This window comes from Pseudomonas sp. KK4, assembly GCF_001984065.1.
In the GTDB taxonomy this organism is placed as follows: Bacteria; Pseudomonadota; Gammaproteobacteria; order Pseudomonadales; family Pseudomonadaceae; genus Aquipseudomonas.
In genome coordinates this window covers 1-14665 of sequence record NZ_LYVP01000125.1, presented here as the reverse complement: position 1 = coordinate 14665, position 14665 = coordinate 1, and the positions used below count along the sequence as shown (strand labels likewise).

General features: G+C 62.7%; 12 protein-coding genes. 8 read left to right on the top strand and 4 right to left on the bottom strand.

Features of this window, described 5'->3' with window-relative positions; translation table 11 throughout:
- The first annotated feature begins 292 nt into the window (after positions 1 to 292).
- Positions 293 to 1558 (top strand): OprD family porin, encoded by a 1266-nt coding sequence (locus tag B0W55_RS25400; RefSeq protein ID WP_077048663.1) that lies wholly within the window; start codon positions 293 to 295, stop codon positions 1556 to 1558.
- A gap of 135 nt (positions 1559 to 1693) precedes the next feature.
- On the opposite strand, the gene B0W55_RS25395 is transcribed toward B0W55_RS25400, so the two are convergent.
- Positions 1694 to 2722, bottom strand: a complete 1029-nt coding sequence (locus B0W55_RS25395) for an AraC family transcriptional regulator (protein ID WP_077048662.1) — start codon at positions 2720 to 2722, stop codon at positions 1694 to 1696.
- 158 nt (positions 2723 to 2880) lie between these two features.
- Here B0W55_RS25395 and B0W55_RS25390 point away from each other — a divergent pair, with 158 nt between their 5' ends.
- Genes B0W55_RS25390 through B0W55_RS25380 form a run of 3 tightly spaced genes read left to right on the top strand, consistent with a single transcriptional unit; the run spans position 2881 to position 5987 of the window.
- Positions 2881 to 3819 carry a 3-keto-5-aminohexanoate cleavage protein gene (locus tag B0W55_RS25390; protein WP_077048661.1) on the top strand — a complete coding sequence of 313 codons (939 nt, stop codon included), beginning with the start codon at positions 2881 to 2883 and terminating at the stop codon, positions 3817 to 3819.
- A gap of 47 nt (positions 3820 to 3866) precedes the next feature.
- Entirely contained in the window at positions 3867 to 5183 is a 1317-nt protein-coding gene (locus tag B0W55_RS25385; protein WP_077048660.1) for an MFS transporter, read from the top strand.
- A 12-nt stretch (positions 5184 to 5195) separates the two neighbouring features.
- Positions 5196 to 5987, top strand: coding sequence for an SDR family oxidoreductase (locus tag B0W55_RS25380; RefSeq protein WP_077048659.1), 792 nt, complete (start codon positions 5196 to 5198; stop codon positions 5985 to 5987).
- Positions 5988 to 6089: 102 nt separating this feature from the next.
- On the opposite strand, the gene B0W55_RS25375 is transcribed toward B0W55_RS25380, so the two are convergent.
- Both B0W55_RS25375 and B0W55_RS25370 read right to left on the bottom strand, forming a co-directional pair.
- Entirely contained in the window at positions 6090 to 9884 is a 3795-nt protein-coding gene (locus B0W55_RS25375) for a bifunctional nitrate reductase/sulfite reductase flavoprotein subunit alpha (protein ID WP_077048658.1), read from the bottom strand.
- Between the two features lie 365 nt (positions 9885 to 10249).
- Positions 10250 to 11032 carry an alpha/beta hydrolase gene (locus B0W55_RS25370; RefSeq protein ID WP_077048657.1) on the bottom strand — a complete coding sequence of 261 codons (783 nt, stop codon included), beginning with the start codon at positions 11030 to 11032 and terminating at the stop codon, positions 10250 to 10252.
- A gap of 52 nt (positions 11033 to 11084) precedes the next feature.
- Between B0W55_RS25370 and B0W55_RS31290 the strand changes: the two genes are divergently transcribed.
- The 4 genes from B0W55_RS31290 to B0W55_RS25350 all read left to right on the top strand — a co-directional run bounded on the left by B0W55_RS31290 (position 11085) and on the right by B0W55_RS25350 (position 13597).
- Positions 11085 to 11333 (top strand): hypothetical protein, encoded by a 249-nt coding sequence (locus B0W55_RS31290; RefSeq protein WP_077048656.1) that lies wholly within the window; start codon positions 11085 to 11087, stop codon positions 11331 to 11333.
- 58 nt (positions 11334 to 11391) lie between these two features.
- Positions 11392 to 11631 carry a hypothetical protein gene (locus tag B0W55_RS31285; RefSeq protein ID WP_077048655.1) on the top strand — a complete coding sequence of 80 codons (240 nt, stop codon included), beginning with the start codon at positions 11392 to 11394 and terminating at the stop codon, positions 11629 to 11631.
- Between the two features lie 118 nt (positions 11632 to 11749).
- On the top strand, positions 11750 to 12694 hold the full coding sequence (locus B0W55_RS25355) for an aldo/keto reductase (RefSeq protein WP_077048654.1): 945 nt from the start codon (positions 11750 to 11752) through the stop codon (positions 12692 to 12694).
- Positions 12695 to 12943: 249 nt separating this feature from the next.
- A complete protein-coding gene (locus tag B0W55_RS25350) occupies positions 12944 to 13597 on the top strand; it encodes a peroxiredoxin (RefSeq protein ID WP_077048653.1) in 654 nt (217 codons plus the stop codon).
- 116 nt (positions 13598 to 13713) lie between these two features.
- Here B0W55_RS25350 and yghX read toward each other — a convergent pair whose 3' ends face one another.
- A complete protein-coding gene (yghX, locus tag B0W55_RS25345; RefSeq protein ID WP_077048652.1) occupies positions 13714 to 14601 on the bottom strand; it encodes a YghX family hydrolase in 888 nt (295 codons plus the stop codon).
- Between the last annotated feature and the right edge of the window lie 64 nt (positions 14602 to 14665).

Sequence of the window (14665 nt, the reverse complement as noted above, 5' to 3'; positions counted from 1 at the left end):
GGGGCCGGCCTGTCCAACATCAATGTCGCCTGACCTACCGCCTTCGCGAGCAAGCCCGCTCCCACAGCAGGAGGGTGGGCGCGCCACCCGTACTCTCAATGTCCTTTTGGGATCTCATGCTGTCTGCTATTGATCTTTGAATAAACCAGATTCCCGCTAGTATCGCCTCGTGAAAATCAATCGGTGGAGGTTTTGCCAGCGTCTGCGACAGGCGCCTGGCCAGGGCGATGTCGTGCCCGGAAAAAGCCCACCGACCTCTGCTCGCTCCCAATAAAAATAAAAGAGAGTTCCCATGCGATATCGCGCGCTGATCAATACCCAGGTTGTTGCCACGTCTTTGAAGTTCGCCGTACTGAGTGGTTCGTTGAGCTGTCTTCCAGCAGTTGCCGAAGGTTTTTTCGACGATGCCCATGTCAGCGCGAACTTGCGCAATTACTACATCAATCGCAACTTCACCGAGAGTGCCTACCCGCAAGCCAAGGCCGAGGAGTGGACGCAGAGCGTGATCATGGATGCGCGCTCCGGGTTTACCTCCGGCACGGTCGGATTTGGCCTCGATGCGTTGGGCCTGTATTCACAAAAGCTCGACGGCGGTAAAGGCACGACGAATACGCAGCTGTTGCCGGTGCACGATGACGGGCGGCCGGCGGACGATTTCGGGCGGCTGGCAGTGGCGGCAAAAGTGCGCTTCGCCAAGACCCAAGCGAAGATCGGTGAGTGGGTGGTGACCTTGCCGGTGATTCGCTCCGACGACGGTCGCTCGTTGCCGCAAACCTTCCGTGGCGCACAGATCACGTCGAAGGATCTGGATAACTTCACGTTCTACGGCGGGCAGTTTCGCGGTAACAGTCCGCGCAACGATGCGAGCATGGAACGGATGTCGATGTTCAACCGTCCGGGTGTGACGTCCGATCGCTTCAACTTCTCTGGTGTGGAATATGCGTTCAACAACAACCAGAGCCAGGTCGGCGCGTGGTACGCACAGCTGGAAGATATTTATCACCAGCGCTATTTCAACTTCACCCACAGCCAGAAAGTCGGCGACTGGGTGCTGGGGGCCAACCTGGGTTTTTTCAGTGGCGAGGATGACGGCAAGAAACTGGCCGGTGAACTGGATAACAAGACGTACTCGGCGCTGCTCTCGGCGCGGTATCAGGCCAGCACGTTTTACGTGGGGCTGCAGAAGGTCGACGGTGATAACTGGATGCGCCTGAACGGTACGAGCGGGGCGACGCTGGCCAACGACAGCTTCAGCAACAGCTATGACTTTGCCGATGAGCGCTCCTGGCAGGTGCGGCATGACTACGACTTTGTGGTCCTGGGCGTGCCGGGCCTGACCCTGATGAACCGCTACATCAGTGGCTCCAATGTGCATTCCGGCGCCTTCACCGATGGCAAGGAGTGGGGGCGCGAATCCGAGTTGACCTATGTGCTGCAGAGCGGCGCGCTGAAGAACCTGTCGCTGCGCTGGCGTAACTCGGTGATCAAGCGCGATTTCAGCCTCGCGGACTTCAACGAAAACCGACTGATCATCAGCTATCCATTGTCGATCCTCTAACCCCTCCTGTAGGAGCGAGCTCGCTCGCGATGAACGTCAACGATGACGCGGGCTGTCTGATGCCCCGCGTTGTCCTGAAGTCCATCGCGAGCAGGCTCGCTCCCACAGAGGATCGCGAGCGAGCTGGGATTGTGGTCAGGCCTGGCGGTAGTCCTTGGTGGTCTTGCCGGTCCAGCGCTTGAAGGCCCGGCGGAAGTTGGTCGGTTCGGAAAACCCCAGCAGCAAGGCGATGTCATCGGTGCTCATGATCGTGGTCTTGAGGTATTCGATGGCCAGGGAGCAGCGCACGTCGTCGGTGATCGCCACGAACGAGGTGTCTTCTTCCTGAAGTTTGCGGCGCAGGCTGCGGGTGGTCATGTGCAGTTTTTCGGCCACGGTCTCCATGCTGGGAAAGGCGCCGGGGGTCTGCATCATCATCTGGTACACCTCGCCGGAAATCCCCGACGACACTTTGGCCTGACCGATCAGGCGGTCGCAGGTCTCCTGCAGCACGGTGGCGGTCAGCCGGTGGGCCAGGTGCGGTTTCTGGTCGAGGATCGAGCTGTCGTAGTGCAGTTCGCACTGGTCGTGATCGAAGATGCACGGGCAGCCCAGGTACTGCTCATAGATCTCGGCGTGGGCCGGGGCCGGGTAGGAAAAGCAGGCTTTGGTCGGCGGGCAGGTCTTGCCGAACACATCCTGCAGATGGGTCACGTGCTGGGTGAACTGCTGCTCGATCAGAAACTGTTTGATCTCCCAGGAAGGGCTCGGAATGGAAGCGTCGGGGAAGGTCCACACGGCCTCGTCTTCGTACTCGTGCCACTCGATGGTCAGGGTCGGGGTGGCCAGCGAGTGGTACTTCACCCCCAGGCGGAAGTAGTCGCGCAGCGACAGGCAGGACATCAAGGCGTAGCCATACATGCCATAGGCCGACAGGTGCAGGCGCGAGCCAGTCTTGAAGGGCGTGGCCGGGTCTTTGGACAACGACAACGCATTGCCGCACACCGTTGCGTATTGGCGGACCGAGGTCAGGGCGGTGGCGTCGTAGATACTGTCTTCGTCGACACCGCTGCCCTTGAGGCTGTCGGCGGGCGCGATCCCCTGTTCGCTGAGGACTTCTACCAGCGCGGCGATTTTGTAGGGGGCGTAGATGCGTTCGTTGAACAACGGCATTTTCGGTGGCATGGCAGACTCCTGTCGCTGTCCCTTAGGGATCTATAGGTGTCCGTTAATGATCTTACCGGCGCGTTGAAAATTCAATAAGCTTCATGCCACCCGCCGGCTGCGAATCTCTACGATCGTCATCGCGCCTGCACAATCCAATAACAAGACAGGTCATCTTCATGAGTCAGCCGAACCGCAAAGTCATCATTTCCTGCGCGATCACCGGGGCGACGCACACGCCGTCGATGTCCGACTACCTTCCGCTGACCCCGGCCGACATCGAGCGGCAATCGATTGAAGCCGCCGAAGCCGGCGCGGCGATCCTGCACCTGCACGCACGGGACCCTCTGGATGGTCGCCCGACCCCGGACCCGGCCGTGTTCAGTCAGTTCGTGCCGGCGATCGCCCGGGCCACCGACGCGATCATCAACATCACCACCGGCGGCAGTACCCGCATGACCCTGGCCCAGCGCCTGGCGTATCCGCTGACCGCCAAGCCGGAATTGTGCTCGCTGAACATGGGCTCGATGAATTTTTCCATTCACCCGATCGCCCGCAAGATCTCCACCTGGAACCATGATTGGGAAAGGGAGCACATCGAAGGCATGGAAGACGTGGTGTTCAAGAACACCTTCAAGGACATCAGGAACATCATGCTGGAGCTGGGCGAATACGGCACCCGGTTCGAGTTCGAATGCTATGACGTCGGCCACCTCTACAACCTGGCGTATTTCGTCGAGCAAGGCTTGGTCAAGCCGCCGCTGTTCATTCAGTCCTGCTTCGGCATTCTTGGCGGCCTGGGGGCCGATCCGGAAAACCTGACGATCATGCGCTCCACCGCTGACCGCTTGTTCGGCCGGCAGAACTACGAATTCTCCATCCTCGGCGCCGGCCGCCATCAGCTGCCGTTCGTGACCATGGGCGCGATCATGGGCGGCAACGTGCGGGTCGGCCTGGAAGACAGCATCTACCTGGCCAAGGGCGTCAAAGCCAAGACCAACGCCGAGCAGGTGCGCAAAATCCGTCACATCCTCGAAGAGTTGTCCTTCGAGATCGCCACCCCCGAAGAAGCCCGGCAGATGCTCGGCCTCAAGGGCAGACACAACGTTGACCTGTAAGTGTTCTGTTTGAACCCATCAAAAAAATAACAAAAAGAGGTTTCACCATGACGATGATGCTCAGTACCGCTGAGACCCATTGGCTGGCCACCCGGCGAGCCATGGCGCGACTGATTCCGCTGATGTGCGCCATTTACTTCATGTCCTATCTGGATCGGACCAACGTCGCGCTGGCCAAGGCGGCGTTGAGCGCCGACCTGGGCATCAGCGCGGCGGCCTATGGCCTGGGCGCCGGGATCTTCTTTCTCGGTTATGCGTTGCTGGAAGTGCCCAGCAACCTGTTGGCCCACCGCATCGGGCCGCGACGCTGGATCGCTCGGATCGCCGTGACCTGGGGCGCCTTGTCCTCGGCCATGATGTTCGTCCAGGGTGAGTGGTCCTTCTACCTGCTGCGGGTGCTGCTGGGCATCGCCGAAGCGGGGCTGTTTCCGGCGCTGATGTACATGGTCACGCTGTGGTTTGCGCCCAAGGATCGCGCCATCGCCATCGGCTGGATCTACATTGCGCCGGCGCTGGCACTGGTCATCGGCAACCCCATCGGCGGCGCGTTGATGAAGATGGACGGCATGGGCGGGCTGCACGGCTGGCAGTGGATGTTCCTGCTCGAAGGCCTGCCGAGCATCATTGTCGGCGTGATCCTGTGGTTCAAATTGCCGGAGCGCCCGCGAGATGCTCGGTGGTTGACCAAGGCCGAGGCGGACTCCCTGGAGGCCCATGCATTGCTGCCCGGCCATGCTGATTCCCACGAGTATTCGGGCCATTGGGTCAAGGCGCTGAAGCGGCCGACCACTGTCCTCATCGGCCTGATCTACTTCCTCAATCAGGTGGCGTTCGTCGGGCTGGTGTTCTTCACCCCGTCGATCATCCAGCAGATGCACATCACCTCGCCGCTGACCGTAGGCTTGCTGTCGAGCAGTGTCGGCATTGGTTTTCTGGCCGGAGTGTTGGTACTGCCAAGGATTCACCGCAGGATCGCCCGGGATTGCTACTGCCTGGGGCTGTTCACCTGTGGCCTGATCGCCAGTTCCGTGGCCTTTACCCTGATCGATGAGGCGTCGGCGCGAATCGCATTGTTCACGGCCACCGCGTTCTTTGCCGGCGGCGTGCTGCCGATCTACTGGGCGATTGCCATGAAGCGCCTGCAAGGGATTCAGGCGGCGGCCGGGCTGGCGTTCATCAACACCATCGGTTTGCTGGGCGGGTTTGCCGGGCCCTACCTGTTCGGGCTGGCGGAAAAGGCCTCGGGCTTGAGCTCGTCGGGTTTCTACGTGATCGTAAGCGCCGCGGTGCTGGGATTGTTGCTGGTGCCTTTGTTGGCCAGGGCCATCAATGCCGAACCCACGCCGCAGCCGGTCGCAGAATAAAAGGAAAAGATGATGAAGATCGTTGATTTGCTGACACCACCACCGGGCCTGAAAGTGGTGATTACCGGGGGCGCCGCGGGGATCGGGGCGGTCATTGCCAAGGCGTTTCATGAGGTGGGTGCGCAGGTGTACATCTGCGACATCAACGCCAGCGCCGTGGATCGCATGAAGCTCGAGTACCCCGGCATGCACGGCGGTGTGGTGGACGTTGGCATCAAGCTGCACGTCGACCGCATCATGGACGAAGCCCTCTCGTTGCTCGGCGGCCTGGACATCCTGGTCAACAACGCCGGCATCGCCGGGCCCACCGGCAATGTCGAAACGCTGGACGCCGAGGCGTGGGAACAGACGATCGCCACCAACCTCAACAGCCAGTACTACTTCCTCAGCAAAGCCGTGCCCTATCTGAAACAGTCCGGCCACAACCCGCACATCATCGCCATGTCGTCGGTGGCCGGGCGCCTGGGCTATCCGTTCAGGACCCCCTATGCCTCGACCAAGTGGGCGATCGTCGGCTTGATGAAATCGCTGGCCGGCGAACTGGGGCCGCACAACATCCGGGTCAACGCGATCCTGCCGGGCGTGGTGGCGGGGGAGCGCATGGACCGGGTGATCGATGCCCGGGCCAAGGCGCTGGACATCAGTTTCCAGACCATGCGCGACCAGTACCTGGAGAAGATCTCGCTGCGGCGGATGGTGACCATGGAGGACGTGGCGGCGATGGCGCTGTTCCTGTCTTCGCCGGCGGCGGGGAACATCACCGGGCAGGCGATCAGTGTGGACGGGAACGTCGAGTACCTGTGAAGGGGTGGATCTGAACCCGATCTGCAGGCGCGAGGCTTGCCCGCGATGGCGGCCTCATCGCGAGCAAGCCTCGCGCCTACAGGATGTTCGGTGGCCACCCATTCAGTAGACATCCCGCAGGTAGCGCTTCTGCTCGCTCAACTGCCGCCAGTAGTCGGCGGCGCCTTCGGTGCACAATCCGCCCTGGTCCTGGGCGACTCGGCGCAGGGCCTGGTCGACGTCCCGGGCCATGTGGGTCGCGTCGCCGCAGATGTACAGCCGGGCGCCTTCCTGTAGCCAGCGCCACAGCTCGGCGCCCTGTTCGAGGATGCGGTCCTGTACGTAGATCTTCTGCACCTGGTCGCGGGAAAACGCCAGGCTCAGTTCCGTCAGCAGGCCATCGCGCTGCATGCCTTGCAGTTCGTCGCGGTAGTAGAAATCGCTGGCGGCGTGCTGTTCGCCGAAGAACAGCCAGTTTTTGCCCGTATCGCCCCGGGCGCGACGTTCCTGCAGGAAGCCGCGAAACGGCGCCACGCCGGTGCCGGGGCCGATCATGATCATCGGCAGGTTGCCGTCGACGGGCGGGCGGAAGTGCTTCGACGGCTGGACGAATACCGGCACCTCGGCGCATTCGGCGCGATCGGCGAGGAAGGTCGAGGACACGCCCTTGCGCTTGCCGTAGCGCACGGCGGCTACCGTCAGATGCACTTGCTGGGGATGCGCCTTGGGGCTGGAGGCGATGGAGTACAGCCGTGGCTGCAGACGCTTGAGGGTGCCCAGCCATTCGCTGGCGGAGCAGTCGACCGGATATTCCTGCAGCACGTCCGCCAGTTGCCGGCCCCATAGCCAGTCTTTCAACTCGGCCTTGCGTTCGCTGCCCAGCAGCTGTTTCAACCCCGGATGGCGACTGCGCTCGGCGATGAAGGCCAGGGTGTCTGGGCTGGGGCGGGCGATTTCGAAGTGCTCGGTCAAGGCTTGATGCAAGGGCAGCTCACCGACCTTGTCGACGGTCACCGGCGTGTCAGCGCCAAGGCCTGTCAGTTGCAGCATTTCGTCGACCAGTTCCGGGCAGTTGCGCGGCACCACGCCCAGGGCATCGCCAGCTTCGTATTGCAGGCCCGAATCGGTCAGGGCCAGGGAAAACATCCGCGTGTCCTTGTTGGCGCTCTGCCGGTTCAGGCGCAGGTTGGTCACCAGGCGCGAAGCAAAGGGTTTGGCCTTGCCAGGGGCGGATGCCGGGCGGACAGTGTCAATCGACAGCGATGTGCCGGGTTGCAGGATTTGCAGCAACTGCGCCAGCCATTGCTGCGCCCGTCCTTCGAACTCGGTGTCGCAATCGACCCGGTCCAGCAGCCGCGTGGCGCCCAATTGCTCAAGCCGCTGATCGAGGTTTTTCCCGTGCTGGCAGAACTGGTCGTAGTTGGGATCACCCAGGGCCAGTACCGCAAATCGCAGGGATTTGAGGCATGGGTCGGTGCGGCTCAGGGTGTGCCAGAAACTTTGGCCGTTATCCGGCGGATCGCCGTCGCCGAAGGTGCTGCTGATCAGTGCCAGGGTCTGGGTGCTGGCCAATTTCTCGGGAGGAAAATCAGCCATCGCAGCCAGTTCGACGGCCAGGCCCGCGTTGCGCAACCGGCTGGCAAAATGTTCGGCCAGGGCTTCGGCATTGCCCGTTTGCGAGGCCCACATCAGTGTCACGTCGGCTCTGGATTCGGTAAGAGGTTCGACGGCAGGCGCCGACACATCGAGCAACCGATGCTCGATCAGCTCGACCCGTTGCAGGGCGACGGCGCAGCACTTGAATTCCGGCTGCAGCGAAATCGGGTCCACCGCATCGTTTGTCACGGCATTGATCGCCAGGTTTTCGCCGAACACATCGTTCCAGTGGAAGGGCGCGAAACAGTTGCCCGGTCGCACCCGGTCAGTGACCACCGCCGGCAATACTGCCTTGCCACGCACCGAGCGCACCTCGACATGATCCTTGTCGCGGATGCCGAAACGGGCGGCGTCTTCCGGGTGGATCTCGATGAAGGGACCGGGGTTGAGCTTGTTCAGGGTCGCGACCTTGCCGGTCTTGGTCAGGGTGTGCCACTGGTGCTGCAGGCGTCCGGTGTTGAGGACGAAGGGGAAATGCTCGTCGGGCATTTCCGCCGGCGGCATGTGCGGGCGGGCGAAGAAGATGCCCTTGCCGCTCTCGGTGGGAAAGACAATGGCCGGGCGGCTGCCGTCTGCGGCGATGTTCAAGGTCTGGCTGACGCCATCGTTGAGGTAGCGAATCGGATGACGGTCCTCGCTGTCGTTCTCAGCGCAGGGCCATTGCAACGGTTTTTCCCGCAGGCGCGCATGGCTCGCGCCGCGAATGTCGTAGCCGGTCCTGGGGTTCCAGGCGCGCTTGATCTCTTCGAACACTTCGCTGGCGTCGGCGTAGGTGAAGGCCTCGGCGTAGCCCATTTCACAGGCGACCCGCGCGATGATCTGCCAGTCGGCCAAGGCCTCGCCGGGCGGTGTCACGGCTTGCTGCATCAGGGTCAGGTTGCGTTCGGAGTTGATCATCACCCCTTCGGCCTCGGCCCAAAGGGCGCCGGGCAGCAGGATGTCGGCGTAGCGGTTGGTTTCGGTATCGAGGAAGGCGTCCTGGATGATGACCAGCTCGGCGGCCTGCAAGCCTTCGATCACTGTGCGGCGGTTGGGCACCGAAGCCACCGGGTTGGTGCAGATGATCCAGCAGGCCTTGATCGTGCCGGTGGCCATTTGCTCGAACAGGTCCACGGTGCCGGCGCCGGCCGTGCGCGGCAGGCTGGCGCGGGGGATGTTCCACAGGTCTTCGATGAAGGCCCGGTCGGCTTCGACCAACGCTGAACGCTGGCCGGGCAGGCCGGGGCCCATGTAGCCCATTTCCCGACCGCCCATGGCGTTGGGTTGCCCGGTCAGGGAAAACGGGCCGCTGCCGGGGCGACAGATCGCGCCGGTGGCCAGGTGCAGGTTGCACAAGGCGTTGGTGTTCCAGGTGCCGTGGGTGCTCTGGTTGAGGCCCATGGTCCAGCAGCTCATCCACTCGGCGGCTTCGCCGATCCAGTGCGCGGCTTGACGGATGTCTGCTTCGTCCAGGCCGGTGATCGCGGCGACTTTGTCCGGGGTGTAGTCCTCGAGGAAGGCCGGCATCGCCTCCCAGCCTTCGGTGAAGGCGGCGATGAAGGCTGGGTCGGTGTGGCCGTTTTTCAGCAGCAGGTGCAGCAGGCCGTTGAGCAACGCCAGGTCGGTGCCGGGACGGATTGGCAGGAACAGCCCGGCCTTGTCCGCCGTGGCGTTGCGCCGGGGATCGACCACGATCAGTTTGGCGCCGGCCTTGACCCGATCCATCATGCGCAGAAACAGGATCGGGTGACAGTCGGCCATGTTGGCGCCGATCACCAGGAACAGGTTGGCGCGGTCGAAATCCTCATAGGAGCCGGGCGGGCCGTCGGCGCCCAGCGACAGCTTGTAGCCGCTACCTGCGCTGGCCATGCACAGCCGCGAGTTGGATTCGATGTTGTGGGTGCGCACGAAGCCCTTGGCCAGTTTGTTGATCAGGTACTGGGCCTCCAGGGACATCTGCCCCGAGACGTAGAACGCCAGGGCATTGGGGCCGTGGCTGTCGAGCATGCCCCGCAGCCTGCCGGCGGTTTCGCTGATGGCCTGGTCCATGGCGACCCGCACCGGGTCGCGGTCACGGGCCTGACGCAGGTAGGCGTTGTCCATCCGCCCCGACTCGGCGATTGCCTGGCCGCACGTAGTGCCCTTGGTGCACAGCCGGCCGCGGTTGGTCGGGTGGGCCTTGTCGCCCACGACCTTGACCACCCGATTGCCCTCGACCTGCATGACGATGCCGCAGCCCACGCCACAATAGGGACATACGCTGCGTACGCTGTTGTCTGCCATCCTCGAAACCCCACCCGCACTTGATCCGATCCAGAAACGCAAAAGGCGCCATGCGGCCCTCCGTCGAAACGGGGGCTACACGGCGCCTTTGTCGTATAGGTGCAATCTGCGTTGACTGCGCATGGGGTGTTGCAAAGGGTGGGCCAGAAGCGGCAAGGCGAGTTTGGTGGGGCTTTTGGGGGCTGTCGGCGGTTGGGGATGCACTTTTTTATGGCGATGGTCGGGGTGGTTGCACCAGGGCATGGCGGGGTGACCAATTTTGGATGCGACCTGAACCCGGTGTGGGAGCGGGCTTGCTCGCGAAGAGGGCGGGGCATTCAGCATTGATGTATCTGACATGTCGCCATCGCGGGCAAGCCTCGCGCCTACAGGTCCTGCAGTGCCTTGAGGTAGTCGGGGTTGTCGCTGATGGCGTTGTGTCCGGTGTCGGGGATTACCTGCAGTGTGGCCACGCTTTTGGGGAAGTGGCTGTAGAGGCGCCGGGTGCTGGCGGGTGGGATCACTTCGTCATCTGCCGCCGCGATCAAATGCGTCGGCACGACGATGTGTTCGGCATAACGCCAGGACTCGAATTTGTCCGTGAGCAACCACCGCACCGGAAACCATCGGAACTGGCGGGCGGCGAGTTCTACGAGGCTGTTGTATGGCGTGACCAGCAGCAGTTTGGCCGCCGGACGCACGCTGGCCAAACGTACGGCGACACCCGAGCCGAGGCTGCGGCCGACCAGGGTGATCTGCGCATGATCGGCGTAGACCTTGTCGAACAGGGCCATGGCATCGCGGGCGAGGGCTTCTTCGGAGGGTGAGCCGCTGCTGCCGCCATAACCCCGGTAATGCATGAAATACAGGGCATGGTCAGGCAGGGCCTGGGCGAACAGCGGCAAGCTGCGCGAAACGTCTTCGGCATTGCCACCGAAATAGATCAACGCCTTCGGGCCGGCATGGGGACGGGTCGAAACCAGTACCTGGGTGTCGTCGACGGGCAAGGTCAGCAGCGTTGCCGATGAACCGGCGTCCCGTGGTTGCGGGTAATAGATCAGCGCCCGCTGAAACAGGAACAGCGCCGCACAGGCCGTCAGGTACAGCGCGACAAGGATGGCGATGACCAGCATCAGGGATCTGAACATTCGGCTAACGTTAGTGGGCATTGACGGCTCCGGGTGCTGTCAGAGTTTAGCCGGTGGCTGGAGGAGGGCTGCGATGCCCAACACGCCTCGATGGCTCGATGTGCAGCCCGCTGAACGTTCGGCCCTGATGCTGGGCTTCGCGTTCCATTTCTGTGTGCTGGCCAGCGACTACCGGGTGCGACCCTTGCGCGATGCCCCGGGCCTTGAGGGCGGCGCCGACAAGTTGCAGTGGCTGTTCACCGCCACTTTCATGGTCATGTTGCTGATAGTGCCAGTGTCCGGCGCTGGCATCGCCTGCCGGCCAGGCGTTTCGTGCCGCTGATCTATCGATTGATTGGCCAATCGCAATCTGAAAAAAACCGTCAATCGACGAACGGCGCATGGGCGGCGGCATCCTCGCCGGGATCACCCTGATCCTGCGCTCGCCCTACCTGTTGGGGCTGTTGCTGATCAAGCTGCTGCACACCCGCGCGGCGACCTTGTTGTATTTCGAACAGGGACGAATTGTCGCTGGCAGCTACGCTGATACAGGCAGCCGCACGCGGTTCTTTGCGAGGGTGGATTTGACCGCGTCGGCGCTGAGGCTGAGCCTTCCAGTGGCGGGTTGTCCGCCGGTTTGACGGCGCTGGTGGCGCTGCTGATCGTGCCATTCGCCGGGTTGTGGGGCGGGTTGTGCCTGTGGCTGGCCGGGCGTCAGGCCCGGCGGGCCTAAGCTGAGGCACAAGCGAGGGATCTGTCATGAGCCATCCGGACGGTTTTACCCGCAGGACAATACTTACGCTGGCTGCCGGCGCTTCGGCGGTCTTCACGTTCGGTCCGACGCAGGCACACAGCGCGCCGTCGACGGCAGCAGGAGGCAACACCATGCAGACCCGCGCCATTCCTTCGAGCAACGAACCCCTGCCGGTGGTGGGGCTGGGCACCTATCGCGGATTTGACGTCGCGCCCCAGGACCCGGCCTACAAGCAATTGCCCGGGGTGCTGCGCGCGTTGTTCGAGAAGGGCGGGACGGTGATCGACAGCTCGCCGATGTACGGTCGGGCCGAAGAGAACACCGGCGAGTTGCTGTCGATCCACGAACCGCGCTCGCCGGCGTTCCTGGCAACCAAGGTCTGGACCCGTGGCCGCGAGGAGGGGATTGCGCAGATGGAGCAATCCTTCCAATTGCTGCAGACCGACCGCATCGACCTGATGCAGATCCACAACCTGCTGGACTGGCAGATTCACTTGCCGACCCTGCGCCACTGGAAGGAGCAGGGGCGCATTCGGTACATCGGCATCACCCATTACACGTCCACGGCCTATGAAGAAGTGGAAGCGGTGCTCAAGGCCGAGCCGCTGGATTTTCTGCAAATCAACTATGCGCTGGATGATCGCGGCGTCGAGAAACGCATCCTGCCGCTGTGCCGGGAGCGCGGTGTGGCGGTGATCTGCAATCGGCCGTTTGGCGGGGGCGGTTTGATTGGTCGTCTACAAGGCAAACCGCTGCCGGGCTGGGCGGCGCAGGTCGGGGTCAAGACCTGGCCGCAGCTGGCGCTGAAGTTCCTGTTGTCGCATTCGGCGGTGACCTGCGTGATTCCTGGCACGGGAAACCCGCGCTATATGGCGGAGAACGCCGGCGCGGGATTCGGGCCGACGCTGACGGATGCGCAGCGGTATCAGTTGATTGCGTTGGTGGATTAAGTGGCTGCTCGGGCAAGACCTGTGGCGAGGGAGCTTGCTCCCGCTGGGCTGCGCAGCGGCCCCCGGCATTCTTTCAGGCACATCGGGTTTTCCGGTTTTACGACTGCTGCGCAGCCGGACGGGAGCAAGCTCCCTCGCCACGGTTCTCATCGGTTCCGGGATCTGGTCAGCGTTTCACAAAGCTCTCCTATACTGTCTGCGCATTGACTGGCTCGTTCCCCCCTGACCCTTACTGCAAGGAGATCGAACATGGCAATCCGTATTGGCGACGAAGCGCCGGATTTCACCGCCGACACCACCGAAGGCACGCTCAACTTTCACCAATGGATCGGCGATGGCTGGGCGATCCTGTTCTCTCATCCCAAGGATTTCACACCGGTCTGCACCACGGAACTGGGCTATCTGGCCAAGCTCAAGCCGGAGTTCGACAAGCGCAACACCAAGATCCTCGGTCTGAGCATCGACCCGGTCAGCGACCACAACAAGTGGGTCGGTGACATCGCAGAAACCCAGGGCACCGCCGTCAACTATCCGCTGATCGGCGACGAAAACCTGGTGGTGGCCAAGCTCTACGACATGATCCACCCCAATGCCAGCGGCGGTTCGCGCACGGCGGTGGACAACGCCACGGTGCGTTCGGTGTTCCTGGTCGGACCGGACAAGAAGATCAAGGCGATGCTGATCTACCCGATGAGCGCCGGGCGCAACTTCGACGAAGTGCTGCGCTTGCTCGATTCGCTGCAACTGAACGCCAAACACACCGTTGCCACGCCGGTTAACTGGCGTCCGGGCGAGGACGTGATCATCCCGACGTCGGTGTCGGACGAGGATGCGAAGAAGAAATACCCGGATGGGTTCAAGACCCACAAGCCGTACCTGCGGACGGTCGCACAGCCCAAATAAATCTGCAGGCCTTGATACCGCCATCGCGAGCAGTCTCGCTCCCACAGTGAATCGTGAACGACACAGATCCACTGTGGGAGCGGGCTTGCTCGCGAAGAGGCCGGCCCTGCAAACGCTCAAACCAGATACTTGTTGAACCACCCCAACGTCCGCTCCCACGCCAGATCCGCCGCGGCCTTGTCATAGCGCGGCGTCGAATCGTTGTGAAACCCATGATTGGCACCAGGGTAGATAAAGGCCTCATAGGTTTTGCCCCCGGCCTTCAGCGCCTGCTCATACGCGGGCCAGCCTTCGTTGATTCGCGTGTCCAGTTCACCGTAATGCAGCATCACCGGCGCCTTGATCCGTGGCACATCCTTGGCCTCGGGCTGGCGGCCGTAAAACGACACGGCGGCGCCCAGTTCCGGGTAGGCCACGGCCGCCGCATTAGTCACGCCACCGCCGTAGCAGAACCCGGTGATGCCGACTTTGCCGCTGCCGTCGGGGTATTTCATCATCCATTCGACGGCGGCGAAGAAGTCGTTCATGAGCTTTGTCGGGTCGACCTTTTCCTGCAGTGCCTTGCCCTTTTCATCGTTGCCGGGGTAACCGCCGACCGAGCTCAGGCCATCCGGGGCCAGGGCGATGAAACCGGCCTTGGCCAGGCGCCGGGCTACGTCCTCGACGTAGGGGTTCAGCCCGCGGTTTTCGTGCACCACCACCACCGAGCCGACCTTGCCGCTGGCTTTGGCCGGGCGTACCAGATAGCCGCGCACCTGGCCGTTGCCCTTGGGCGAGGGGTAGGTGATGTATTCGGCGAGGATGTCCGGGTCGGTGAACGCCACCTGCTCGGCCAGGGCGTAGTTGGGGCTCAGCGAGGCCAGCAACGCACTGGCGGTCAGTCCGCCCAAGGTGAACAACGCCGCCCGGTCGAGAAACTCGCGGCGGTTGATCAGGCCGTGGGCGTAGTAGTCGTAGAGTTCCAGCAGTTGCGGGGGGAAGTCTTTGGCGGTGAGGCGGGTCATGGAGGGTTTCCTTTCTGGCTGGGTCAGCACAACCCCTGTGGGAGCGGGCTTGCTCGCGAAGAGG

Excerpts from the sequence above, each read along its gene's own strand:
- B0W55_RS25390 (WP_077048661.1), top strand. The coding sequence starts at position 2,881 with ATGAGTCAGCCGAACCGCAAAGTCATCATTTCCTGCGCGATCACCGGG.
- B0W55_RS25375 (WP_077048658.1), bottom strand. The coding sequence starts at position 9,884 with ATGGCAGACAACAGCGTACGCAGCGTATGTCCCTATTGTGGCGTGGGC.
- B0W55_RS25385 (WP_077048660.1), top strand. The coding sequence starts at position 3,867 with ATGACGATGATGCTCAGTACCGCTGAGACCCATTGGCTGGCCACCCGG.
- B0W55_RS25395 (WP_077048662.1), bottom strand. The coding sequence starts at position 2,722 with ATGCCACCGAAAATGCCGTTGTTCAACGAACGCATCTACGCCCCCTAC.
- B0W55_RS25350 (WP_077048653.1), top strand. The coding sequence starts at position 12,944 with ATGGCAATCCGTATTGGCGACGAAGCGCCGGATTTCACCGCCGACACC.
- B0W55_RS31285 (WP_077048655.1), top strand. The coding sequence starts at position 11,392 with ATGGGCGGCGGCATCCTCGCCGGGATCACCCTGATCCTGCGCTCGCCC.
- yghX (WP_077048652.1), bottom strand. The coding sequence starts at position 14,601 with ATGACCCGCCTCACCGCCAAAGACTTCCCCCCGCAACTGCTGGAACTC.
- B0W55_RS25400 (WP_077048663.1), top strand. The coding sequence starts at position 293 with ATGCGATATCGCGCGCTGATCAATACCCAGGTTGTTGCCACGTCTTTG.
- B0W55_RS31290 (WP_077048656.1), top strand. The coding sequence starts at position 11,085 with ATGCCCAACACGCCTCGATGGCTCGATGTGCAGCCCGCTGAACGTTCG.
- B0W55_RS25380 (WP_077048659.1), top strand. The coding sequence starts at position 5,196 with ATGAAGATCGTTGATTTGCTGACACCACCACCGGGCCTGAAAGTGGTG.
- B0W55_RS25355 (WP_077048654.1), top strand. The coding sequence starts at position 11,750 with ATGAGCCATCCGGACGGTTTTACCCGCAGGACAATACTTACGCTGGCT.
- B0W55_RS25370 (WP_077048657.1), bottom strand. The coding sequence starts at position 11,032 with ATGCCCACTAACGTTAGCCGAATGTTCAGATCCCTGATGCTGGTCATC.